At 45.0% G+C, this 22,036-nt stretch carries 23 protein-coding genes and 2 pseudogenes; 10 read left to right on the top strand and 15 right to left on the bottom strand.

All coding sequences use genetic code 11. The features are described 5' to 3' along the window. Positions 1-7: 7 nt before the first annotated feature. The 5 genes from K4039_RS04375 to K4039_RS04355 all read right to left on the bottom strand — a co-directional run bounded on the left by K4039_RS04375 (position 8) and on the right by K4039_RS04355 (position 3,119). Complete coding sequence (locus K4039_RS04375) at positions 8-493, bottom strand: F0F1 ATP synthase subunit B' (RefSeq protein ID WP_265233914.1); 486 nt, start codon at positions 491-493, stop codon at positions 8-10. A 101-nt stretch (positions 494-594) separates the two neighbouring features. Next, the gene (gene atpE / locus K4039_RS04370; protein WP_242717122.1) at positions 595-840 is read right to left on the bottom strand and encodes an ATP synthase F0 subunit C; all 246 of its coding nucleotides are present in this window, start codon (positions 838-840) and stop codon (positions 595-597) included. A gap of 128 nt (positions 841-968) precedes the next feature. Further along, a complete protein-coding gene (gene atpB, locus K4039_RS04365; RefSeq protein WP_265233913.1) occupies positions 969-1,727 on the bottom strand; it encodes a F0F1 ATP synthase subunit A in 759 nt (252 codons plus the stop codon). Positions 1,728-1,782: 55 nt separating this feature from the next. Next, the gene (locus K4039_RS04360; protein ID WP_265233912.1) at positions 1,783-2,244 is read right to left on the bottom strand and encodes an ATP synthase subunit I; all 462 of its coding nucleotides are present in this window, start codon (positions 2,242-2,244) and stop codon (positions 1,783-1,785) included. A 422-nt stretch (positions 2,245-2,666) separates the two neighbouring features. Then, on the bottom strand, positions 2,667-3,119 hold the full coding sequence (locus K4039_RS04355; protein ID WP_265233911.1) for a nitrate reductase associated protein: 453 nt from the start codon (positions 3,117-3,119) through the stop codon (positions 2,667-2,669). Between the two features lie 162 nt (positions 3,120-3,281). On the opposite strand from K4039_RS04355, the gene moaA reads away from it, so the two are divergent. Further along, positions 3,282-4,271: a GTP 3',8-cyclase MoaA gene (moaA, locus tag K4039_RS04350; protein ID WP_265233910.1), complete on the top strand. Its 990-nt coding sequence runs from the start codon at positions 3,282-3,284 to the stop codon at positions 4,269-4,271. Here the strand turns inward: moaA and K4039_RS04345 are convergent. Next, the gene (locus K4039_RS04345; protein WP_265233909.1) at positions 4,268-4,861 is read right to left on the bottom strand and encodes a Uma2 family endonuclease; all 594 of its coding nucleotides are present in this window, start codon (positions 4,859-4,861) and stop codon (positions 4,268-4,270) included. The genes moaA and K4039_RS04345 overlap by 4 nt on opposite strands. Positions 4,862-4,939: 78 nt before the next feature. Here K4039_RS04345 and K4039_RS04340 point away from each other — a divergent pair. Next, a pseudogene (locus K4039_RS04340) lies at positions 4,940-5,059 on the top strand (cyclic pyranopterin phosphate synthase MoaA); the annotation flags it as partial. Here K4039_RS04340 and K4039_RS04335 read toward each other — a convergent pair. The 3 genes from K4039_RS04335 to K4039_RS04325 form a co-directional block, all read right to left on the bottom strand. Next, positions 5,056-5,646, bottom strand: coding sequence for a Uma2 family endonuclease (locus tag K4039_RS04335; RefSeq protein WP_265233908.1), 591 nt, complete (start codon positions 5,644-5,646; stop codon positions 5,056-5,058). The pseudogene K4039_RS04340 and the gene K4039_RS04335 overlap by 4 nt on opposite strands. A gap of 176 nt (positions 5,647-5,822) precedes the next feature. Continuing rightward, positions 5,823-5,942, bottom strand: a complete 120-nt coding sequence (locus K4039_RS04330; protein WP_265233907.1) for a type II toxin-antitoxin system HicA family toxin — start codon at positions 5,940-5,942, stop codon at positions 5,823-5,825. Then, positions 5,939-6,142 carry a type II toxin-antitoxin system HicB family antitoxin gene (locus K4039_RS04325; RefSeq protein ID WP_265233906.1) on the bottom strand — a complete coding sequence of 68 codons (204 nt, stop codon included), beginning with the start codon at positions 6,140-6,142 and terminating at the stop codon, positions 5,939-5,941. Before K4039_RS04325 ends, K4039_RS04330 begins: the two co-directional genes overlap by 4 nt. 449 nt (positions 6,143-6,591) lie before the next feature. Here K4039_RS04325 and K4039_RS04320 point away from each other — a divergent pair, with 449 nt between their 5' ends. Together K4039_RS04320 and K4039_RS04315 are read left to right on the top strand one after the other, a co-directional pair. Beyond that, on the top strand, positions 6,592-7,359 hold the full coding sequence (locus K4039_RS04320; RefSeq protein ID WP_265233905.1) for a hypothetical protein: 768 nt from the start codon (positions 6,592-6,594) through the stop codon (positions 7,357-7,359). A 100-nt stretch (positions 7,360-7,459) separates the two neighbouring features. Then, on the top strand, positions 7,460-7,900 hold the full coding sequence (locus K4039_RS04315; RefSeq protein ID WP_265233904.1) for a hypothetical protein: 441 nt from the start codon (positions 7,460-7,462) through the stop codon (positions 7,898-7,900). 151 nt (positions 7,901-8,051) lie between these two features. Here K4039_RS04315 and K4039_RS04310 read toward each other — a convergent pair whose 3' ends face one another. Next, positions 8,052-8,297, bottom strand: coding sequence for a hypothetical protein (locus K4039_RS04310; protein ID WP_265233903.1), 246 nt, complete (start codon positions 8,295-8,297; stop codon positions 8,052-8,054). An 89-nt stretch (positions 8,298-8,386) separates the two neighbouring features. On the opposite strand from K4039_RS04310, the gene K4039_RS04305 reads away from it, so the two are divergent. After that, on the top strand, positions 8,387-8,530 hold the full coding sequence (locus tag K4039_RS04305) for a hypothetical protein (protein WP_265233902.1): 144 nt from the start codon (positions 8,387-8,389) through the stop codon (positions 8,528-8,530). Between the two features lie 75 nt (positions 8,531-8,605). On the opposite strand, the gene K4039_RS04300 is transcribed toward K4039_RS04305, so the two are convergent. Both K4039_RS04300 and K4039_RS04295 read right to left on the bottom strand, forming a co-directional pair. Further along, on the bottom strand, positions 8,606-9,349 hold the full coding sequence (locus tag K4039_RS04300) for a HepT-like ribonuclease domain-containing protein (RefSeq protein ID WP_265233901.1): 744 nt from the start codon (positions 9,347-9,349) through the stop codon (positions 8,606-8,608). A gap of 104 nt (positions 9,350-9,453) precedes the next feature. Beyond that, the gene (locus tag K4039_RS04295) at positions 9,454-10,638 is read right to left on the bottom strand and encodes a bifunctional 2-polyprenyl-6-hydroxyphenol methylase/3-demethylubiquinol 3-O-methyltransferase UbiG (protein WP_265233900.1); all 1,185 of its coding nucleotides are present in this window, start codon (positions 10,636-10,638) and stop codon (positions 9,454-9,456) included. A gap of 757 nt (positions 10,639-11,395) precedes the next feature. Here K4039_RS04295 and K4039_RS04290 point away from each other — a divergent pair. Beyond that, positions 11,396-14,176 (top strand): phycobilisome rod-core linker polypeptide, encoded by a 2,781-nt coding sequence (locus K4039_RS04290; RefSeq protein ID WP_265233899.1) that lies wholly within the window; start codon positions 11,396-11,398, stop codon positions 14,174-14,176. A 284-nt stretch (positions 14,177-14,460) separates the two neighbouring features. Here the strand turns inward: K4039_RS04290 and K4039_RS04285 are convergent, their stop codons facing one another. Together K4039_RS04285 and K4039_RS04280 are read right to left on the bottom strand one after the other, a co-directional pair. Further along, entirely contained in the window at positions 14,461-15,099 is a 639-nt protein-coding gene (locus tag K4039_RS04285; RefSeq protein ID WP_265233898.1) for a Uma2 family endonuclease, read from the bottom strand. Between the two features lie 49 nt (positions 15,100-15,148). Continuing rightward, positions 15,149-16,039: a LysR family transcriptional regulator gene (locus K4039_RS04280; protein WP_265233897.1), complete on the bottom strand. Its 891-nt coding sequence runs from the start codon at positions 16,037-16,039 to the stop codon at positions 15,149-15,151. Between K4039_RS04280 and K4039_RS04275 the strand changes: the two genes are divergently transcribed. From K4039_RS04275 to K4039_RS04265, 3 genes are all read left to right on the top strand, one after another. Further along, the gene (locus K4039_RS04275) at positions 16,038-16,160 is read left to right on the top strand and encodes a hypothetical protein (protein ID WP_265233896.1); all 123 of its coding nucleotides are present in this window, start codon (positions 16,038-16,040) and stop codon (positions 16,158-16,160) included. The genes K4039_RS04280 and K4039_RS04275 overlap by 2 nt on opposite strands. A 99-nt stretch (positions 16,161-16,259) precedes the next feature. Beyond that, complete coding sequence (locus K4039_RS04270; RefSeq protein WP_265233895.1) at positions 16,260-16,949, top strand: type 1 glutamine amidotransferase domain-containing protein; 690 nt, start codon at positions 16,260-16,262, stop codon at positions 16,947-16,949. Positions 16,950-17,682: 733 nt separating this feature from the next. Further along, positions 17,683-19,059: a P-loop NTPase fold protein gene (locus K4039_RS04265; protein WP_265233894.1), complete on the top strand. Its 1,377-nt coding sequence runs from the start codon at positions 17,683-17,685 to the stop codon at positions 19,057-19,059. Positions 19,060-19,186: 127 nt separating this feature from the next. On the opposite strand, the pseudogene K4039_RS04260 reads toward K4039_RS04265, so the two are convergent. Further along, positions 19,187-20,417: pseudogene (locus tag K4039_RS04260) on the bottom strand (RNA-guided endonuclease InsQ/TnpB family protein). Positions 20,418-21,275: 858 nt separating this feature from the next. On the opposite strand from K4039_RS04260, the gene K4039_RS04255 reads away from it, so the two are divergent. After that, positions 21,276-21,833 (top strand): HPP family protein, encoded by a 558-nt coding sequence (locus K4039_RS04255; protein WP_265233893.1) that lies wholly within the window; start codon positions 21,276-21,278, stop codon positions 21,831-21,833. Positions 21,834-22,036: the final 203 nt, after the last annotated feature.

The following is a 22,036-nucleotide window of genomic DNA, read 5'->3' as shown; positions in this document are numbered from 1 at the left end:
GGTCTCGCTATTTGACCAGCGACGGCCCTAATAGCTTTTCGAGAATTTGGTGGCCCAGAGCATCTACTTGTTGCTCTAGCGAGCGCATAGCTTCTTGCTTTTGCTGCTCGATTTCTTGTCCTGCTTTTTCTCGCGCCACTTGAGCTTCTTGTTGAGCCTCAGCGACTTTTGCTGACCCAATTTTTTGAGCCTCAGCTTGAGCCGCAGCAATTACTGATTGAGACTGCTTGCGAGTTTCTCCCAGTTTATGCTCATACTCCTGCGCTAGTTGCTGAGCCTTTGCCAAGCGTTCTTTGGCTGCGATTTGGGTGTTCCGAATGTAATCAGCGCGATCGTCAATTGACTTGCTGAGCGGCTTGTAAAAAATTACATTCAAGACTGCGACGAGAATTAAAAACTGCACCGCCATCAGAGGCAGCGTAGCATCTAAATCAAACAGTCCCCCTTCCTTTGCCGCTTCTTCAACTGCTAGTAATACTGTCCAGTGCATCATGATTTTTTGACGGCTTCCATCTAATTCGCTTAATCGAATTTAGACTTGAGATTTTGGATTAGAATAACCCTCCAAAACCTCAAATCTAAAATTTCAAATTATTATGCGAAGGGGTTGGCAAACAATAGCACTAGGGCTACGACCAAACCATAAATTGTCAACGCTTCCATAAACGCCAAACTCAACAGCAAGGTGCCGCGGATTTTGCCTTCTGCTTCAGGCTGACGAGCAATACCTTCTACAGCTTGACCTGCTGCATTTCCTTGACCAATACCAGGGCCGATTGCGGCTAAACCTACTGCCAAAGCGGCGGCGATTACGGAAGCGGCGGCAACTGTTGAATCCATGATGATTTTCCTTATCTAAAGTACAAAATTGAGAACAGAAAGTCTACAGAATTGTCCGATGTCACGGCAGTAATTTTGAGGAGAGAAAATTTTATTTTCCTCTTTCATCCTGTGCCATTTGTCGTTAGTTAATCGTGATGTTCTTCGCCGTGACCGCCTTCTAGAGCTTCACCAATGTAGGCTGCGGCCAAGGTAGCAAAAATCAAAGCTTGAATTGCACTCGTAAATAGTCCCAGAACCATCACTGGCAAAGGAACAAATAAAGGCACTAGCAACACTAGCACTCCGACCACCAATTCGTCAGCAAGAATGTTGCCAAACAAACGGAAACTCAGAGACAGAGGCTTAGTGAAATCTTCTATGATTTTGAACGGCAGCATGAAAGGCACCGGTTCCACATAGTGGGCAAAATACCCCAAGCCACTTTTGCTGAGACCTGCATAAAAATATGCGAGAGAAGTCAGCAGTGCAAATGCTACAGTCGTGTTGATGTCAGCGGTAGGAGCTCCCAATTCGCCTGATGGCAGCTTAATCAGCTTCCAAGGAATTAGAGCGCCAGACCAGTTTGACACAAAGATGAACAGAAATAATGTACCAATAAACGGTACCCAAGGGCGATATTCTTTTTCACCAATTTGGTTTTTAGCCAAGTCCCGAATATATTCCAGCGCATACTCCATAAAATTTTGCATTCCGCTGGGAATTCTTTGGATTTTGCTGGTTCCTAAAAGGGAAACTATGACTAAAACAGCAATTACAAACCACGAGGTTATAAAAACTTGCCCGTGAACTTTGAGACCGCCAAGTTGCCAGTACAATTGCTGGCCAACTTCCAATTTGGCGAGGGGGAAACGATTAAAGGTGTTTAGAACGTCAAGCATTGCCATTCAACGGGCTTCCCCATACAAATCGATGAGTTGAGTTGTGCTCTTCTTCCCTGATCTACCTGTAGTCTAGTGCTAATGCACTTCGGATCACGTAAACCATCAGCGCAGCTTTGTAAGTCAGAAATCCCAAAAATATCGGTAAAATCTGTAGCTGATTCCACTGTGTTCCTACTATCATCACCGCGAAAAACAGACCTAACCTGGTCTTGCTGATGCGTTGATTTTCGCTGCCGATTCGTTCAACATCTCTAGCCAACATCTTTAAGTAAACCACACCTGTGCTTGCCCCTAGCAAATAGTTGAGGGCAATGTTGAGTGAGTAAAAAATCCAAACGGAGATAAAAATAATCGCCGTAAAAGCAAGGGTATATGCCAACAACTCTTGTTGGAGGCGATAAAAATCTTGCATGGGATTGCTTGTCTCGGACGATGCTGTCGAGACTGTCTCGACAGTGCCAGCTTGAGGAATATCCTCGTTGGCTGGTGTGGGTTCGGTGGGTGTGTTTTGCGTGTTCACGAAGCTTAGAAACTAATGCAGGTAGCAGGCGAGTGCTTTGCAAACTCATGAAGAATCATACCACGCTGCGGTAACAATACTTAAAATAAAATTAATTATATTTTGGGAATTTGGTGTCGGGCGATTCGGAAATCTTCACTGGTTAAATGTCCGATCGCCCTTTCTCCACATCTCCCACCGCCCGATCGCACTTTCTCGCACATTGGTCTCAGGATATCTCACTAAGTAAACCTCACTTAGTGAGATACTCAGAGGTCGATCGGGCAAATCCATTAAGTTAAGATGAGGAGGGCGGGTTTAGCCTGCATAAACTGCCTGATGGCATAGATCTCGGCTAAACCCGCCCCTATAAGATATTATGGGTTTTTCCGCCGATCTACTTAGCTGACTCTGCGCCCTCTACGGTCAAATAAAACCCGATCTCATTCAATCACCTTAAACTCTTGCAGCGCCGGGATGAAGTTTTTATTCTCGTGGCTCGATCGACTAAGCTTAATTAAAGCAAATCGCTCGATCGCGTCCAAAGCCTTCCATTGTGCCAAAGTAATAGTCAAATCAAACTCTTGGGCTTTGGCTGTCACAGATTCTGGTATGGTTGCAGCATCCATCCAGGGCGGATTTAGGTCGATCACCAAATCAGTTCCAGATTTACCAGTATGTTTGATTAATACTTGGTTTAGCTGTTCTCGATATTCGATAATTTCTGCACTTGTCAAACAAGGAAGCTCTACAATTGTTTGGCGTTCTGTTTGAGTAAAATGATTCCAGTCTTGCAACTTGAGTTTAATGCCACAAGTATCTAACTTGAGGCGTACTTGCATTGGAATGCAGCGCAGCGCTTCTACAAAATCGGCTTCAAATTTAAAGAATGTCATAAATATATGGATTTGCCAATTAGATTTTTATTAACCGCAGAGGGCGCAGAGAGCACAGAGTAAGAGAAGAGAGAGAAATCGATGCTGTTTTTTTGCTTTCTATCAATAATTGCAGAAAATTGAATCAGGATTTATACTTAGGTAATATTATACAGTATTGACATGAATCCCGTAGACTACCTTCGGATTAGCTTGATAGACCGCTGCAACTTCCGCTGTCTCTACTGTATGCCAGAAGGTAGCGAGTTGGACTATGTATTGCAGCAGCAGTTGTTAACCCACTCGGAATTGCTAACTCTGCTGCGGGAAGTTTTTATACCCGTGGGATTTACCAAGTTTCGGTTGACTGGTGGGGAACCGCTGCTGCGGCCTGGGGTGGTGGAGTTGGTAAGGTCGATCGCATCTTTGCCCGAAACGCGAGATTTGTCAATGACAACTAACGGATTTTTGCTCGCCCCAATGGCAGAAAATCTCTACAATGCTGGTTTGCGCCGGATTAATATTAGTTTGGATTCCTTGGAACCGGAGACTTTTGACAAGATAATTGGCAGTCGCGGACGTTCTCGGTGGATGCAGGTTTGGGAGGGAATTCAAGCAGCTTATCAAGCAGGATTTGACCCGCTTAAATTAAATGTTGTGGTAATTCCCGGCGTGAATGACGGCGAAATATTGGAGTTGGCAGAGTTAACAATTAACCGTAATTGGCACGTTCGTTTTATTGAGTTTATGCCGATCGGGAATGGCGACTTATTTGGCGACAAAGGTTGGGTAGCATCAGCGGAATTGCGGCAACAAATTGATCAAAAATACGGGTTAGCCGAGTCGGGAGTGCGCGGAAACGGGCCGGCGGATGTGTTTCAGATTCCGGGGGCGAAGGGTACTTTAGGATTTATTAGTCAGATGTCGGAGTGTTTTTGCGATCGCTGCAATCGGATGCGTTTGTCTGCTGACGGGTGGCTGCGGCCTTGTCTGCTGAACGAAACGGGGCAAATTGACTTGAAAACTGCTTTGCGGAATGGGGTGTCTACGGTTGAATTGCGCGATCGAGTGCGGCACATATTAGAGATCAAACCGGAGATTAATTTCAAGCAGCGAGATTCGGGAACTAACGCCGGGAATTACAGCCGCACCATGTCTCAAATCGGCGGTTAAAACTCCCCTCCCAAGACTTGTCTGGCAGTCAAATTTAACTGCGGAAACGTTGGAGAAACAAGTGCTTGTTCCCCTTGAAACATCCCAACTTCCACATACTCACCAGATTCTAACCTGAGTACCGCTACTATCTCCTCTTGAGGGTCAACAATCCAATACTCAGGGATGCCCCGCGCGGCATATTGGGCTCGTTTGCTAATATAATCGCGATCGCGCCCAACTCTACCGGGACTAACTACCTCAACTACCAATTGAGGGGGTGGCATATCAAGGGTGATAGTTAGCCTAGATGCTGTCAGCAAGATGTGTTCGGGCTGCAAAATCACCAAATCGGGGTAACGGTTAGCTGCGTCGCCCTCGCGCAGGATCGGAACTTGGATCTCGCACATATGTGTTCTGATCAGCATGAGTGGGATGAACCCGCTACTAGCCAGAGTGAATAGTAGATAGTTAGCAATGAAATTGTTGGGGCCCGATTCTGGCGGCAATGTTATTAACTCTCCGTTAATTAGTTCATAGCGATTGTCGGTGTCGTCCTCGTAGGTGAGGTATTCTTCAAAGGTAAGTTTTGGCTTGTGGGCTTGTATCATCTTTTACCTTCCAGGATTGCTAGAGTTTTTAAGGCAATTCCTCAGCCGGAGGAAGTGGTGACAGCAGTGATTCTAAGCGAATTGCGCGATCGAGTGCGGGACATATTAGAGATTAAACCGGAGATTAATTTCAAACAGCGGGATTCGGGAACTACTCAAGGAAATTACAGCCGCACAATGTCTCAAATCGGCGGTTAAAACTCCCCTCCCAAGACTTGTCCAGCCGTCAAATTCAACTGCGGGAATGTTGGAGAAACAAGTGTTTGTTCCCCTTGAAATACTCCAATTTCGACATACTCACCAGATTCTAACCTGAGTACCGCTACCATTTGGTCTTGAGGGTCAACAATCCAATACTCAGAGATGCTGCGCGCGGCATATTGGGCTCGTTTGCTAATATAATCGCGATCGCGCCCAACTCTACCGGGACTAACTACCTCAACTACCAATTGAGGGGGTGGCATATCAAGGGTGATAGTTAGCCTAGATGCTGTCAGCAAGATGTGTTCGGGCCGCAAAATCACCAAATCGGGGTAACGGTTAGCTGCGTCGCCCTCGCGCAGGATCGGAACTTGGATCTCGCACATATGTGTTTTGATACACCGCCAAGGGATGCCACTATTGACAAGGACTAAAAACAGATAGCTGACAATGGCGTTGTTAGGTTCGGATTCTGGCGGCAATATTACTAACTCTCCGTCAATTAGTTCGTAGCGGTTGTCGGTGTCGTCCTCGTAGGTGAGGTACTCTTCAAAGGTAAGTTTTGGCTTGTGGGCTTGTATCATCTTTTACCTTCCAGGATTGCTAGAGTTTTTAAGGCAATTCCTCAGCCGGAGGAAATCGCTCTCAAAATAGATTATACTTAAGACAAACTTTGCAAATCTTCCTCAGATAGCTGGGCTATTTTCATCAAGGCTCTTAAGGTTCCAACTTTCAAATCTTGATTCCGGTGAACGGGAATTTACAAAATTTGTTCTATTTCGGCGTTTTCATAGATATGATGACTGCCAGTAACTCTTTTCAAAGCCCAACCTTTATGCTCTACTATTTTGCACAGTCGCTTCCCTGAAATAGATTTCATACAGCAATTTCAACAATTTTATCTGTGGAGGCAATTGCTTCACGACTATTAGCAACATCGAGCCAACCGACCATCGCATCTTTTAAATTAGCCACCACTTCTTCCATAGTATCTCCTTCGGTAATGCACCCGGAAAGTGCGGGAACTTCAGCCCAATAGCCACCTTCTTCTGCGGGATGGATGATTGCTCTAATTTTCATACATTTATCAGTCCTTTGTTAAGGATATTATAACGATTATTAATAAATACAGGAAAACTTCTTTTTTTCACGATCCGCTGCAAAAGCAAGACAGGCTTTGATGTCTGCCGAAGTTAGTAGGGTTTTCCACCAATAAGACTCCAAAATTGGCGGCAGTCCGATCGACACGGGGCGATCGACTCGACATCTCCGACGGATGGCAGGGGTGGCACGGCTTCAAAAATGCACCATAGACGCGCTGCTGTGGGGTTTTGGGATCGATTGCACGTCTGGCACTGGCACGGCTGCCACAATTGCACCCTAAGCACGTCTGACACGGCTCGGAGTGTTGGCGGTGTCGGGGTTGTGTCAGTCTAGCTTTTTTGCATCAAGTGTCGAGATGTAAATAGTTGATGTCTTTAAAAATGTTTTGTGTTAAACTACTTTACTGTAATTTAGGAATGTTCTGTATGATTACTTCACATATAATGATGCCTACCTTTAGAAAGGATTCTTTATTTCAATCTGTTGAAGATAGTTTTACTTTGACAGAGGTCGCTAGGTACGATTTTGACTTAGGTTTAGAAGTAGGTGAGTTAATTAAGATTAGTAATCTTACCTCTTTATCTTTAGAGCTAGATTACATTGTTGAAGCTAGAGTTAAAAATAAATCAAAAATTCTTAAAGAAGAAAGGATAATTGTTGATGAGGTTGAGAAGGCTAAGTTTATAGTAAGAATTGAGTACGTTGTAGAATTTGAAAATAAAAAGGATTTAGACACATCTTATACCGGTCCAGAAAAAAGTTTCCTCTCATCAGATTCAGATTTGTTTTTAAGGGAACTGGTAGAACTAGCGTATCAAGATAGCATAACTATTCCCATCACTCTTTTTGTTCAAGGTATAGTTGTTAAAGGGTGGTTGAGTAATGAAAATTGGTATTTTGTAAACATAAGAAAACATATCAAGAAGGCTATTAGTATTTATCCTACAGAGGAAAGTAGAGTTAAATTTTTAGATTCCTTTAGAGAAGGAAGAAAACTGAGAAATCAAGAATTTATCTATTTATCAAGTGCTGAGATTCAATTTGGCAATTCTATAACTAGAACAACCGATTGGGGTTTTTGGAGAGGTCGTTTAAGCCATGTTGATGGATTTTTGTTAGGTCACTTGACAAACGAAAGTTCATTCAGTTTAGAAGATGAATATTGGAATGATGATGCTTATAACGATCTTTAATTAAACTTAGTAAAGTAAAGTTTTAGATATCCTTCCATCACTTGTACATACACACAGTTCTAGATGTTTGACGCTCTAAATCAGGAAATCACTCGTTCTTATGTTCAAAAATCTTTTGATTGGTCTAATCTTCACTGCCGGGGTTTTCTTTCCTTCTTTTTCTGGGGGAAGCGTTGCTACTCCGTTGCTCCAAGTTCAAAATCCCAACACCTATCCAGAGGCTGACAAAAATGGAGACTACCGCATTGTCAACGGAAATAGTGGAGTCATGCCTTGGGTGTGGGAAGTCGTAGATCCAGAAGGCTTGAATGTTCGCTGGCAAGATAGGACTGGTCAAAGTAATCGAATGGATATGATTGATTTGCCTGTTGATAGGATTATGCCCACTGGAGAAAGATTTGATGCTGTTGGAATTTTTCTTGACCGACGGGGAAAACCTTGGCTATGGGTGGGAAGCCATTCATTCGGTCGAACTCGCTACTGGGTCAGAGCTAATACAAATTATGTCCGACCAATTCAAAGAATTAATCGCAACCTATAGCTTTTTTTGTTGGTCTTCTTAACCGGTTCCCAGCCCAGAGCCTGGGAACCGAGATCCAGAGGCTCCGCCTCGCTAGCGGATAAAAACAAAAATAGGAGGCAGAGCCTCATGGAATGCGTTCCCAGGCCTGAGCCTGGGAACGAGCAAACACCTACGCTTTGCGCTTCCGACGGCGAATCAGCACACTCATCACTTGCTTCGGATTGGCTGCACGCTGTACGGGACTCCAATCGCCGACTTCGGCAAATCCCAGGCGGTACAAGGTGAGTATGGTTTCCCTGACACCCTTGGGCGAACCTGTCACCGTTACACACACCACATCCTGTTCCGATTCTGCTGCTGAGTCGTCATTTGATCGTGCAAATTTGTTGTCGTCAGGCAAGAATTCCTGTGACATAATTATGTTCTCCTGGTTTTTGGTTTTCTAGAAAAACCCAAAAACCCAGCCGCCCCGCTTTTCAACGCATAGCAGGGCGGCTACAGAGGATGTTAAGATACTCCGTTAGCCTCCAGACTGCTGATACCAGTTTGGCGGTTAGCTGTCCATTGCTGCTCGCAACAGCTTTGGGCAGTGCAACTAGATTTTTGGGCGACGCGGGCTACTTCCTCTACAAGCAAAGCAACCTCTAATTTCAAAGCGTATCCACATTTGGGGGCCTCTGTCAATCCCTTTGGGATTTGGATTGGAGGATTTATGCCACGGATTCAATCAGGTAATTCCACATCTGGCGGCAGCGGTGGTAGCAACAACTCTAACTGGCTTAGCAAACCTGGCAACACTGTGACAATGATATTCCAGAGAGTGTCTGGCTCCACGCGATCGTACCGATGAGCAATGATATTCCGCAAATTAATAATATTGCGCCAATCAATATCATCATTAGCTTGACGGAATTCCTCCGAAATTCTCCTAGCAGCCTCGCCGAGAATTTCAAACTCTCTTTCAACAGCCCGCTGCACCATCCTATTTACTCGGTATTCTGCACAGGACAAGCTAGTGGTAAACTCCATTATTTGCTTAATTGCCTCTATCATATCCCAGAGGGCAGCCTGATTTCTATTGTCTGCTTGCATAGTTAGATTTGCTGGTTTAATTGAAAAGTACAAACTGGAAATACTGCGATTTTTAGAGTAGATGATGTGACAAGTACGCAGGATTTCTGTTCGACTAAAAGGGTTATTTATCTGTTGTTTCTGAGTTAAATCTACGTCGCGCCCCAACATCGTTTCTAATTGTTCTTGCATTTGAAAAAAGTCGAAAAGATTCCAGCAAATGTTGGGGGCAAAGCTTGCTAAAATGTCTATATCGCTTTCGGGACGGAAATCATCTCGCAGGATTGAACCGAATAATGCTAATTCAATAATATTCCAGCGCTGGCAAAATTCGGCTATCTGTGAGGGCGATGCCTGAAGACGTTCTTTGACTACGGTTGGAAATTGAAAAGTCATGGGATTTTGGATTTTACTCACATTTTTCACCATTTTCAAGAACAGGCAAGATGCCTGTTCCACAAAAATCTAATTTGATTGTGGGGTGGGCATCTTGCCCGCCCTTAGATTTTACCGGGTGTTAGCAAAATGAGCTGTTTGGATAAGATCGATCGCACTTCATCCAGTCCAATCTCGACATCCGCCAAAATCTCCCCTACAGTTCCGGTATTGCAACCTTGCAAAAACTTAAATTCAGCACTTGACAAATTGATTAATTGGTAGTTGCAATCAAACACTTGATCGCTCGGCCAACCGTGCATACAACCACTCAACTCTGGAATTGCCGCCAAAAGTGCCTTATCGTCCGACCAATCAATTTTATGAATCGGCTTTTTACCCAAGAAAAACTCGTAATGAGTGATTTCTGTATCCAACAATTCAATTAATCGATAAAGCTCCCGTTCCGTCAAACCTTTCGCTCTTTCGAGCAATTCCGGCGCTTTCCCCAAAAGTCGCTCTAACTGCCAATATCCCGGATTTGAAAAACCGAGAAATTCCAATCCCGAAGCGTCGATTAACTCGAACAAAGTCTCGATATTGTAGTCAATTTCCTGCGGGTGAACGTACATATCAGCAAAACATTCGTCCCGCTGATTTTCTCCCGCCCAACGCTGTTTTTCGTACTTGACAAGACGGTTGTTTTCTGGTAATGAAGCAAAGATTTGACGGCCGACTTTCACGCCATCGGCATAGTCCCCTTTTTGGCTGCCTTGCAGAAGTGCGATCGCCCTTTGCATCAATTGAATCTCCCAGCGGCCGAGCTCAGCATACACAAAAATGTGCATCAAACCGCCGCTTGCCAACTTCGTCGCCAGCGCTTGAATGCCCCGAATCGGATCGGGCAAATGGTGCAGCACGCCCACACAGTTGATCAAATCAAACTCCCCTTCGAGTCGATCGGCATCGTAGATGCTGAGATGGCGAAAATCGGCTTCGCGCGCGCCGGATCGCCGACAGCGTTCTTGTGCTACATTCAAAGCACCCGAACTAAGGTCGATCGCCGTTACCGACGCTTCAGGATTGAGGTGAATCAGATAATCCGTGCTCGAACCAGTACCACAGCCAGCATCTAAAATCCGAATATCGAGTTTTGGCGGCTTTTGGCCGGTGCAAAAATTGTAAGCATCAGGCCAACTCCAGCGCCAGTTATAACCTGGTGGTGGTTCATCCGACAAGGGATCGGGTGGGAAAGGGAAAGTATCGTAGAGTCGCCGCACGGCAGCACTGATATCAGGCGTAGTATCCATAGTTGAGGCAATCTTTGCGTGAGTGTTGAGATTAGTTGTCAGTAGCTTCGGGAGCATCCCGATGAGTGTAAAAAGCGTTTTTTCGGACTGCGAGCGGGACGCTCGCTTACCTGAAGAACCTCGCTCCGAGCGCTGCTACGCGGTACACTCCTCTTGCTTCGTTACTTGCAATGGGAGTGTCGGGAACGAGTTGGGCCAGCCTCAAACAGAGGGAGCAGGCGATCGACTAACCCCTGAGAGCCAAGCACTGACAGCTTTCGCGTAATAAAACTTATCATTTTTTCTCATATACGCTCTCTTAAATCTATACAATAAGTCTCGGCAGGCTTTTTAACAAACAAGGACTGTCAATCACCCACCGCTGAGCTTTCGGGTAAAGCGGAAGCATCTTTCGGCAGAAAGTAAAAGACCCAGAAAAAGGCAGAAGAAAATTTTGGATTTTCTTTTTCCTTAATTGACGGCACTGGCTGCGATCGCCCACTCGTCAACTCTCCTGCCGAGTTTTTTGTTTTACGGGTGTACGGGCGAGGCAAGCGCAGAGGGATTTCCCCGCGCCTGTCTTCGGGTCGGACATTTCCCGGCAGGAAGAAAGATGAAACCAAAACATTTTAATCTAAGAAAGTAAGCGCCCGAACCTCGTGACAGGTCAAGGCAAAAAGTAAACAAAGCAAAATACCTAGTTGTACCTGCATCAGAAGGCAAGGTTAGTCTGGGTAAATGCTGCAACGATAATTTAGATAGGGAGCGAAAGAGTCTAATGACTGTAAAAGCAAGTGGTGGAAGCTCAGTTGCACGTCCGCAACTATATCAAACTGTACCAGTCGCAACGATTTCGCAAGCTGAACAGCAAGACCGCTTCCTACAGCGGGGCGAACTCAGCGAACTAGCAACTTATTTCAGTTCCGGTGCTCTTCGGATCGCAATCTCTGAAACACTGACTAGGAATTCGGAACTGATCGTATCCCGCGCGGCTAACCGGATTTTTACCGGCGGTTCTCCGCTGGCATTTTTGGAAAGACCAGCAGAACCAGTGATGGCTATGGCTGGCGCGACTCGCGGCGGTTCGGAGAATGTCTCTGAAGGCATGAAACTGGGAACTGTTACTTACGTTGAAGGTCGCGCAGGTGGCGGCGGCGGCAAAGGCTCAGGTGGCGGCGGATTATTGGGCTTGGGAAATCTGTTTTCTACTAACGGTGGCAATAACGGCCCCATCCCAGCAGGTTTTCAGCCGATTAATGTCTCGCGCTATGGGCCGAGCAACATGACTAAATCCCTGCGGGATTTAAGCTGGTTTTTGCGCTACATTACCTACGCAATTGTCGCTGGCGACCCGAACATTATTTCGGTGAACGTGCGCGGATTGCGGGAAATTATCGAAAATGCTTGCTCTTCGGCGGCTACAATTGTGGCAATGCAGGAAATGAAGGCTGCATCCTTGGGTTATTTCAAGAATGATGAGGCCGGACGCGCGATCGTCGCACAGTATTTCGACGTAGCCATTACCGAATTCAAAGCTCCCACACCTTCAGACAAGGTGCGCCAGCGCGAAACCAAGGATCAGCAAGGGCTACAACTGCCTCAAATCTATTTCAACGCTGCTGAGAGACGATCGAAATTCGCGATGAAAACCGGTCTGTCGTCAGGCGAAAAGCAAGAAATAGTCAAAGCAGCTTACCGCCAAGTATTCGAGCGCGACATTACCCGCGCTTACAGCCAAAGCATTTCTGACCTGGAATCCAAGGTCAAAAACGGCGAAATCTCGATGAAAGAGTTTATCCGCCGATTGGGTAAATCTCCTCTGTACCGCAAGCAATTCTATGAACCGTTTGTCAACAGCCGCGCTGTAGAACTTGCCGCTCGCCACTTCCTCGGCCGCGGTTTGAGCTCGCGTGAGGAATTTAGTAAGTATTTTGCGATCGTCACTAAAGGGGGCCTGGCAGCCCTCGTAGACGCAATGGTTTATTCCCAGGAATATTCCGACTACTTCGGCGAAGAAACAGTGCCTTACCTGCGCGGTTTGGGCCAAGAAGCTCAGGAATGCCGCAACTGGGGCCCGCAAATTGATTTGTTCAATTTCAGCGCTCCGTTCCGCAAGGTTCCTCAGTTCATCACCTTGTTTGCCGGCTACAACCAGCCGCTACCAGACCAGCACGTTTACGGCGTTGGTAACGACCCCTTAGAAATTCAGTTCGGCGCGATTTTCCCGAAAGAAACTCGCAACCCCAAGAGCCGTCCCGCTCCCTTCGGCAAGGACACCCGCCGCATCCTGATCCGTCAAGGTGCAGGTATTGAAAACCAACTCAGCAACCCGGATGCCCGTGGCAAGGCTCCCGGCTCTCTCGGCCCCAAGGTCTTTAAATTAGACCAGCTCCCCGGTGGTTACACATCTAATAAAAAATCAATTCGCGGTGTGTCAGCAAGCAGCTACAGCAGTGCTTCCAGTGTCAAATTTACCGAAAGCTCCACCCAAGCGGTGATTCGGGCTGCTTACCTGCAAGTGTTTGGTCGCGATGTTTTCGATGGCCAGCGCCAAAAGGTGGCGGAAATTAAGCTGGAAAACGGCGATATTCCGATGCGCGAGTTTATTCGGATGTTGGCGAAGTCTGATGTGTTCCGCAATATGTACTGGAGCAAGCTCTACGTTTGTAAGGCGATCGAGTACATCCACCGCCGACTCCTGGGACGCCCTACCTACGGCCGCCAGGAAATGAACGCTTACTTTGACATTTGCGCCAAGAAGGGTTTCTACGCGCTGGTCGATGGCATCATGGATTCTCTGGAGTACAACGAAGCTTTCGGGGAAGATACTGTCCCCTACGAGCGCTACGTGACTCCGGCTGGTTTGTCGATGCGGACGATGCGATCGAGTTCCTTTGGTGAGAAAAAGGTCAACGTTGAGCTGGCGACAGAAACACCTCGGTTTATCGAACTTGGTGTTGCGAGCAATCTCGGCGATATCGAGTTGGAAAATCGCCTCGTTCAAGGTGTCAGCAAGCGGCGCGAACAAACTAAGGTGTTCAAGCTGACTGGAACTCAAGACAAAGTAGCTTTGAAAACTTTAATTCAAGCTGCTTACCGTCAAGTTTTTGAGCGCGACATGAATGCGTATGTGAAGAATGAATTCACGGCGCTGGAAAGCAAACTGGGTAACAATGAAATCAATCTCAAGGAGTTCATTGAGTCTTTGGGTTGCTCGCCACTGTACGTGAAACAGTTCTACGCACCTTATCCCAATACTAAGGTGATTGAGTTGGGAACCAAGCACTTCTTGGGCCGCGCTCCTCTCAATCAAGCGGAGATTCGGACGTACAACCAAATCCTCGCAAGTAAAGGGATTAAGGGCTTTATCAACGCGATGTTGAGCACTGTTGAATATGCCGAAGCGTTTGGCGAGGATACTGTTCCTTACCGTCGCTTCCCGACTCTCCCTGCTGCCAATTTCCCGAATACTGAAAGGCTGTACAATCAGCTCACTAAGCAGAATGATGAGTTGGTGGTTCCAAGCTTTGAGCCAGCAACTGCTACTGACAGAAGCTAGATTGTTTTGAGGTTTGAGATGTTAAATTAGTTGTAATTTAATATCTCAAATTAGTTGAAGGGCTGGTATAATTACCAGCCCTTTTTTAGTATGATTTGGAGTTTTTAACCGCAGAGGGCGCAGAGGGCGCAGAGTGAGGAAGGAGAGTGTGTGCTAGTGGGATTTGTTTGCTTCATCGAAAATTCGGGTAGAAACCCCGTTCTTTGAGGACACACTCAACCGAGACGACTTCTCCAAAGTCCGACTATCCGAACTAGGCGTAACTTAAGTGTTTCAAAACAGCGTTAAAACCAAGCCCGCAGCTCGCGTATTGCGGCAATTTCATCTTCTTTTGCCTGTTCTAGAAAAGCAATTAGCCTTTCTTTCGGTACTTGAGGAAAGGTAGGACTCGATTCAACCTCCATATACTCGCTCTCCTGTAATTGATAAATTCGCCACACTTTGCCATTGAACCGCCAAAACTCCGGTACACCAATAGCAGCGTAGAATTTGTTTTTATCAATATCAGTATGAGTAATATCTACTTCCACCACTAAATCAGGCGGAGGATCTTTGGTAAAATCGACATTGCGGCCTTTGACGAGGGGTTGATTTTGAATGTAGTAGGCATTATCTGGTTCGGCTCCCTTTTTGAGAAGAGGATAGTTCATAGTTGTTGAGCCCATCGTTTTCATCCGCATCCCCATGAGTTCAATCAGCGTCCGAATAAAACACTCGATTAATCGACTTGAAAATTCGTGTTCTTCTAAGGGCATGGTGATTTCTAGAATCCCGTTGTCATAGATCAAACGACAGCCTCGTGACTGGGGCAAGGCATTGAGAACTTGTAGATAACCGTCCCAAGATAACCCCCAAATTACTACGCGCTGTTCGCCAATAGGTTTTTGCAGTTCTGCTGTAGCTTCTGGTGCAGATGTTACCACAAGTGACCTCCAAGTGAAATTGATATTGATGGTTTACTCTAAGGCTAACTTAGTTAGCATTGATTTGGCAAATCTCTAACATCCGTTTGATTTTTGGCAACTGTCTTTCAGATTTCCGAAAAGCCAGCCAGATGTGATTAGTAACAGCCTGCGTAGGTTTAAGCACAGGTGTCAAGCGATTTTCTGTCACCCAATCTGCACACAAATAGTCGGGAAGCACACTAAAACCAAATCCGCATTCTATAGCTTGTCTAATTGCTCTTAAATCGGGAATAATTAGTTTTGGATGAACGTCGATTCTTCTGCCAAATACGACGCGCCAAAAGCGACGGGCGATCTGTAATTCTTCGCTGTACGCAATCCACGGTTGGGTTGGCAGCCATTGACCGAGGGGATTTAAGTCTGTTTGGCTGATTCCTTCGGCAATCGGAACTTCCAGATTTGGCGGGCCGACTAGCCAAAAAGTTTCCTCGAATAATAATTGATATTCTATATCGGATAAAGTAATTTTTTGAGTGGCAATTACAATGTCTAGTTTTCCGGCTTTGAGTTGTGGGATTAATTCTGTTGTTAACCCAAATTGCACGGTGTAAAAAGTGCGCTCTTCGGTAGGGAGTCGATCGAGCATTCGTTCAGTAAAGAATTCCTGCGGTGTACCGATTTTGATGGTTTGCGGAATTTCGGCTGTGGAGTTTTTGTGCGGAACTGACTCCAGTTTCTCGATCGCACCAGCAACTTGAGTATACAGTCTTTGTCCCGCTTCCGTGGGCACCATCCGCCTCGGAGTCCTTTGAAACAATTGATTTCCCAAAGCTGACTCTAGGGCTGCGAGGTGTTGGCTTACAGCGGGTTGGGTGAGGTGGAGAACTTGGGCGGCACCTGATACGGTTCCCACGCGGTAAACCTCGATAAAGCTCCGATACCATTCAAAGTTAATCATGGCGAAGGAAGAAGGAAGAAGGAAGAAGGAAGAGGGAAGAAGGAAGAGGGAAGAAGGAAGAGGGAAGAAAGGAAATACAATTAACCACAATGGTTTCAAACGCTATCTTATCTATAAATAGATTTATAGCTGCTCTAAAATTTTATAATTTGTATTTTAGATGAATTCGACCTAGGATGAAATAACAGACAAAAACACCTGACAGCAAAAGTAATAAATTATGACTAGCCAAAAAGTTCTGATTGTTTTAACCAGCCACGATACACTGGGCGATACTGGCAAAGAAACTGGTTTTTATCTCCCGGAGGTGACGCACCCGTTGGAGGCTTTTACTCGTGCTGGATTAATGGTAGATTTTGTCAGTCCCAAAGGTGGCAAAGCCCCAATGGTTGGGATTGATTTAGAAGACCCGCTAAATAAGGCTTTTTTAGACGATTCCGAACAAGTTTCGCGAGTCGAAAATACTCTCAATCCTACACAAATTGACCCGGCAGAATATGGCGCTATTTTCTATGCTGGCGGACACGGAACTATGTGGGATTTTGCTGATAATCAGGAACTTGCTGCGATTGCTGCTGCTATTTACGAAGCAGGCGGGATTGTGGGTGCTGTCTGTCACGGGCCGGCCGCGTTAGTCAACATTAAGTTATCTGATGGCAAATATCTGGTTGCTAACAAGACTGTGGCTGCTTTTACTAATGAAGAAGAAGCTGCTGTGGGATTGACTGAAATAGTGCCGTTTTTGCTGGAGTCAAAATTAATCGAACGCGGGGCGAAGTTTACGAAGGTTGCTAATTTTGAGGTTTGTGTTGTGGCCAGCGATCGACTTGTCACAGGTCAAAACCCAGCTTCTGCCGGAGGTGTCGGCGAACGAATGGTAGAATTGATGCAAAATCAACTGACTAAATAATCGATCGGGGCGGCTACAATTGTCCGCCCTTTCTACATTCGGTTAACCGTACTAAAATAGCTGCTTTTAGTCGAGAACATTACCGCTAACTGTTCGTCTTTGATTTTAGGATGCAAATTGGCGATCGGCATAAACAGATGCTCTCCTTTCGGACACAGGAAATGATTTGACTCTCAGAATATTCCTGCTCATTTTCAACTTATTCAACTTAATCTAGAATTAGTCATGGCAAAAATATTTTTCTTGACTAAATTAAAAAAAAAACGCCTTTTTTTTCGGACTCAAAGCTTGACTTTGAAACTTTTCTGAAGTATCATTAGATAATGGGAATAGTGGAAAAATTAAATTTGAAGTTACCACTCCTATTATCTAAAATATAGCTCAAAAATCAAGCAAAGTCAATAGGTAATAGCTCCCTTTTTAGGCGATTTTTTTAAACAAAACTAGACTTGAATTGCATAATCTTGGGATTTAGGAGAAAACCGTAGATGTCAGGCAGATAGACGGAGATAAACGCAGATGATTTCAAGAAGAATGATCTGACTTTCATAAAAAAATGGAACTCGCTTGCAAGCTCCCAATTTTTAATTATTAAATCTCAAATGGTATGAGCTATATCGAGATATTGACCGGAAAATAAAACATCAGAATTAACTGGCAATTTGTTCGGATTCATACAATAGCTAAATGAAGAAGCTATTAGGGCATAATGTTATCAAACAGAGAACAGGGTATGGAACTAAATTTACAGAAATTTTATAAAGCCTGCAATCCCAGCTACACCCTGGCAGTAGCAAATGAAGAAGACCGACAATACTATATCGATTTCTCCTCAGTGCGGGGCGGCACGATCGTAGAACAATTGGAGCGTACCATCAGCCGCCTATCCCCCGATGCGCCTACTTGTCAATTATTTACCGGTCACATCGGCTCTGGCAAATCAACAGAATTGCTGCGGCTGCAAGCTCAATTGCAGCAGCAAGGATTTCATGTTGTTTATTTTGAGTCGAGTAAAGACTTAGACATGGCTGATGTCGATATTACTGACATTTTGTTGAGCGTTGCTCGTCAGGTGAGCGAAAGCATTGAGAAAATGCAAATCAAGCTGCAACCGACGGGTTTTAAAGCTTTGCTTAAGGGGGTTGCTGATGTTTTTCAAACTCAAATTGATTTGAGGGCTGAAGCTAATATTCCCGGTTTTGGGGAAATAAATGCCAGCACTGAGGGAGAATTTTCTCTGGCGCTGGGTATTGGCAAAATTACGGCTAAGGCGAAAGATGCTCCGAATTTGCGATCGGAGTTGCGGCAATATTTGGAGCCCAGAACCAACGTAATTTTAGATGCACTGAATAAGGAGTTGCTGGAACCTGCAAATCAAGAACTCAAGCGCCAAGGTAAACAGGGACTTGTGGTAATTATCGACAATCTCGATCGCATTCACCTGTGCGCGAAACCGACGGGGCGCTTGCAGCCGGAATATCTGTTTGTCGATCGCGGGGAGCAGTTGGCCAGACTCAATTGCCACATCGTGTATACAATTCCTTTGGTGCTGATTTTCTCTAACGATTTGGGCCAGTTGACCAATCGCTTTGGGGTAGATCCGAAGGTTTTGCCGATGGTGCCGGTGCAATTGAATGACGGTTCTGAGTGTGCAGAGGGTGTGGAATTGCTGCGACAGATGGTTCTGGCGCGGGCTTTTCCGACGGTGGAACCATCAGCGCGCTATGCTTTGGTTGACAAAATTTTCGATTCTGCCGAAACACTTGATCGCCTGTGTCGAGTTAGCGGGGGTCATGTCCGAAATTTGTTACAACTACTCTATAGCTGTCTGCAAAAACAAGACCCTCCTCTGTCGCGGGAAACTTTGGAAAATGTGATTGTTCAGCGCCGCCACCAGCTTACTTTGGCGATCGAAGCTGATGAGTGGAATTTACTGCGCCAAGTATCCGCTACCAAAACTGTCAACGGAGAAACTAAATACCAAATTTTGTTACGCAGTCTCTGGGTGTTTGAATACCGTTACGGCGAGGATTACTGGTTTGATGTCAATCCGATTTTGGCGGATGCAAAGGAGTTTCGCGAAACTGAAGATGTGGTGAAAAAGCTTTGATTTGTTAAATACTCACAACGCCAATTAATTAGGTTTGTAGTGAGGACTTTAGTCCTTATTAAATGCTGCGGACTAAAGTCCTCACTACAAACTTCTATTGTCCGCTACAAGTTTTCGTGACATACTCCTACACCAACTGAGTACAGTATGGTGTAGGCTTCTCAGTGACTCCAGCTATTGCTTCGGACATTAACTGAGCTTTAAAGACGGGATGACCCACCGCCCTATTTTTTATATTTATCGCAGCATTATGATCGCGGTCAAGACTACATCCACAATGTGGGCAGTCATGCCATCTTTCATGCAGCTTTTTGGGTACTTTTTCACCACAACCAGAGCAATCTTGTGAAGTATTATAGGCACTTACTGGGACTACCAACAAACCAGCATTTACGGCTTTGTTTGTGAGAATCGACAGAAAGCTTGACCACCCAGCGTCCCACACAGATTTAGCTAGTTTTGTACGAGCAAGTCCTTTGACATTCAAGTCTTCAACTGCAACAACGTCGTATTCTTTCAATAAATTATTGGCAGTCTTGAAATGAAAATCTTTACGCTTATCCGCTACTTTCTTGTGACATTTCCCCAGTTGTTTGACTGCTTTTTGCCTGCGGTTGCTGCCTTTTTTTCGACGCGAGACTCGCTTTTGAATAGTTCGCAGGCGTTTTTGAGCTTTGCGGTAATGTTGGGGAATTGCCACAGTCTCGTTTTCTGATGTTGTTAAGAAATCCTTCAGCCCCATGTCGATTCCAATAATCTTTTGAGGATTGAAATTTGGTTTAATCTCAGGAACTGTTGAATCTTCCAAACTGAGAGTGACATAGTACCCATCAGCTTTTTTGGTAATAGAGACGGTTTTGACTGTGAATCCATCAGGTATTGAACGGTGCAAAACAACTTTAACTTTTCCGAACATCGGCAAGTTAATTAAGTTGTTTTGCAAGCAGCCGTCTTTAATTTGAGGATAGGTGAACGTGCGGTAACGGCTGCGTTGTTTAAATCTTGGTCTACCGCTGCGTTTTCCATTGGTATCACTTTTGAGGAAGCGATCAAACGTTACCTTAACTCGTTTAACTACGTCTTGGAGGACTTGAGAGTAAATCTCGGCATACCAAGGGTGAGTTTTCTTGAGTTGAGGTAACGTCTTTTTTTGACTGTAATAATCGGGATTATCTCGCAGTTCAGGTAAGTAGCTTGCCTAGCAGACACGCATTAATGGATGAACGGTTTTGCTCGTACCAGTTGAATCGATCTGCCAACAAATAGTTGTACTGTGCACATAACATTGACAGCCATCTGTCAATCTTAATGACTTGTAATTTTGTTGGACGTAATCGATACTGGTAAGAAGTTCTCATTAAGCGGTGAATGTGTAATTTCAGTCGCGATTTATCAATTACTGTTAATATACTTGAATGCGTTACTTCGTGTCAAGTACGTAAATAAATATTTGTTTGCACACTCAGAGAGACTTCTATTGTCAAGTATTAACTTTTATCGCCAAATCTCCAATGGCAACATAAATGGTTAAAATATATTAAGAAAAGTTGAATGAAATAATTTGTTCGTCTCGTCATCCACCCGCTCACTGCTCAACGCTTGCATCGTATAAGGTTGTGAGCGGGTGGAATCAGGAGTCTCACCGCGCCTTTCATCCCACACTATATCGCTTCGATTAGTGTGGGGATTCCCGTCTGTTTAGCTAAATGCTTTGCACTGTATTTACTGAGCACAATATGTGTCGTTGCTGAATCAAGGTTTGATATACACCCCGCCCCCTTATGTGCGGGGATTATTGACACTTGATTTGTCGATCGCCAGTTTTTTTGAGTATTATTACTGATTGACAAATGCAGCCAGTGTCTTAACTTATCGGGAATGACCGGAAAAGGGCGATCGCACCGCTAAACCAGAGGCCGCTCGAAAGCGTGGGTGCGATCGGTCAATTCATGCTGACTCGGTTCGCACCTTACCAATAACCTCTCGTTTTACCCCGATAACTCGGAGGGCTACCGGTGAAGTTGTGTGGCGGCCGGTAACGTCTGTGGCAAAACCGACAAAACTTGCTAGTCCGTTCCAACCGAGTTGTGATCAATACTGGCATAAAAGCAAAAAATCTGTATTTTTAACTACTTTTTTACGAATTGTTATGGTATCTTAACTTTAGTAGAGGCTGGATCAAACAATTTAAAACGCCCGGTTATCAAATAACTTTTATGGTTGACCCTAAAAAAATTCTGCTGAAATGGGAAAGATATTGGTTTAAAATTCTTGGTAGGTGGCAATCGTGTGCATTGACTTGCCCAATAGAAAGACCTCATCACCGACATATTGTTTGGAGTTGGATTGGCAGTTTTTTGGCAATTACCGCAACGTCCTATCTTTCTGTAAAAACTAATTCTCCTTTACTAATGGCTCCGTTTGGCGCTACAAGTGTTCTAATATTTGGTGTCCCTGACAGCCCCTTGGCTCAACCCCGGAATGTCATTGGGGGAAATTTCTTAGCTGCTCTAGTAAGTTTAATAATTCTGCATTTTTTCGGTTCTTCTCCTGTTGCGATGGGGATAGCGGTTTCTAGTGCGATCGGAGTTATGCAGATGACCAAAACTCTACATCCGCCTTCGGGAGCAGTTGCGTTAGTCGTCATGATGACCAAACCAGACTGGCAATTTTTGCTAACACCTGCTTTTGAGGGATCGATGATCTTGGTCTTGTGCGCCGTGATATTTAATAATTTAGCGGACGAAAGGACGTATCCCAATCACTGGCTATAGCATGGTCTTTGATTAGTTCAATTTATAAGTGCGATCGCAATTTCATATACAATTTCTGGGCTGGTGACAAAGATATGGCGTTGCTGAATCAAGGTATGGATGCCCCAGGAATGGGAATATCGTCAAATTTCAAGTAATGTATTAATAACTTAATAGAATGCTTCAGCATTTCCTCACATTTAGAATAACAAAGAGTTTTGCGA

It is taken from the genome of Lyngbya sp. CCAP 1446/10, from assembly GCF_026130175.1.
In the GTDB taxonomy this organism is placed as follows: Bacteria; Cyanobacteriota; Cyanobacteriia; order Cyanobacteriales; family Microcoleaceae; genus Microcoleus.
The sequence above is the reverse complement of the archived record's forward strand: the minus strand, read 5'-3'. Positions and strand labels throughout refer to the sequence as shown.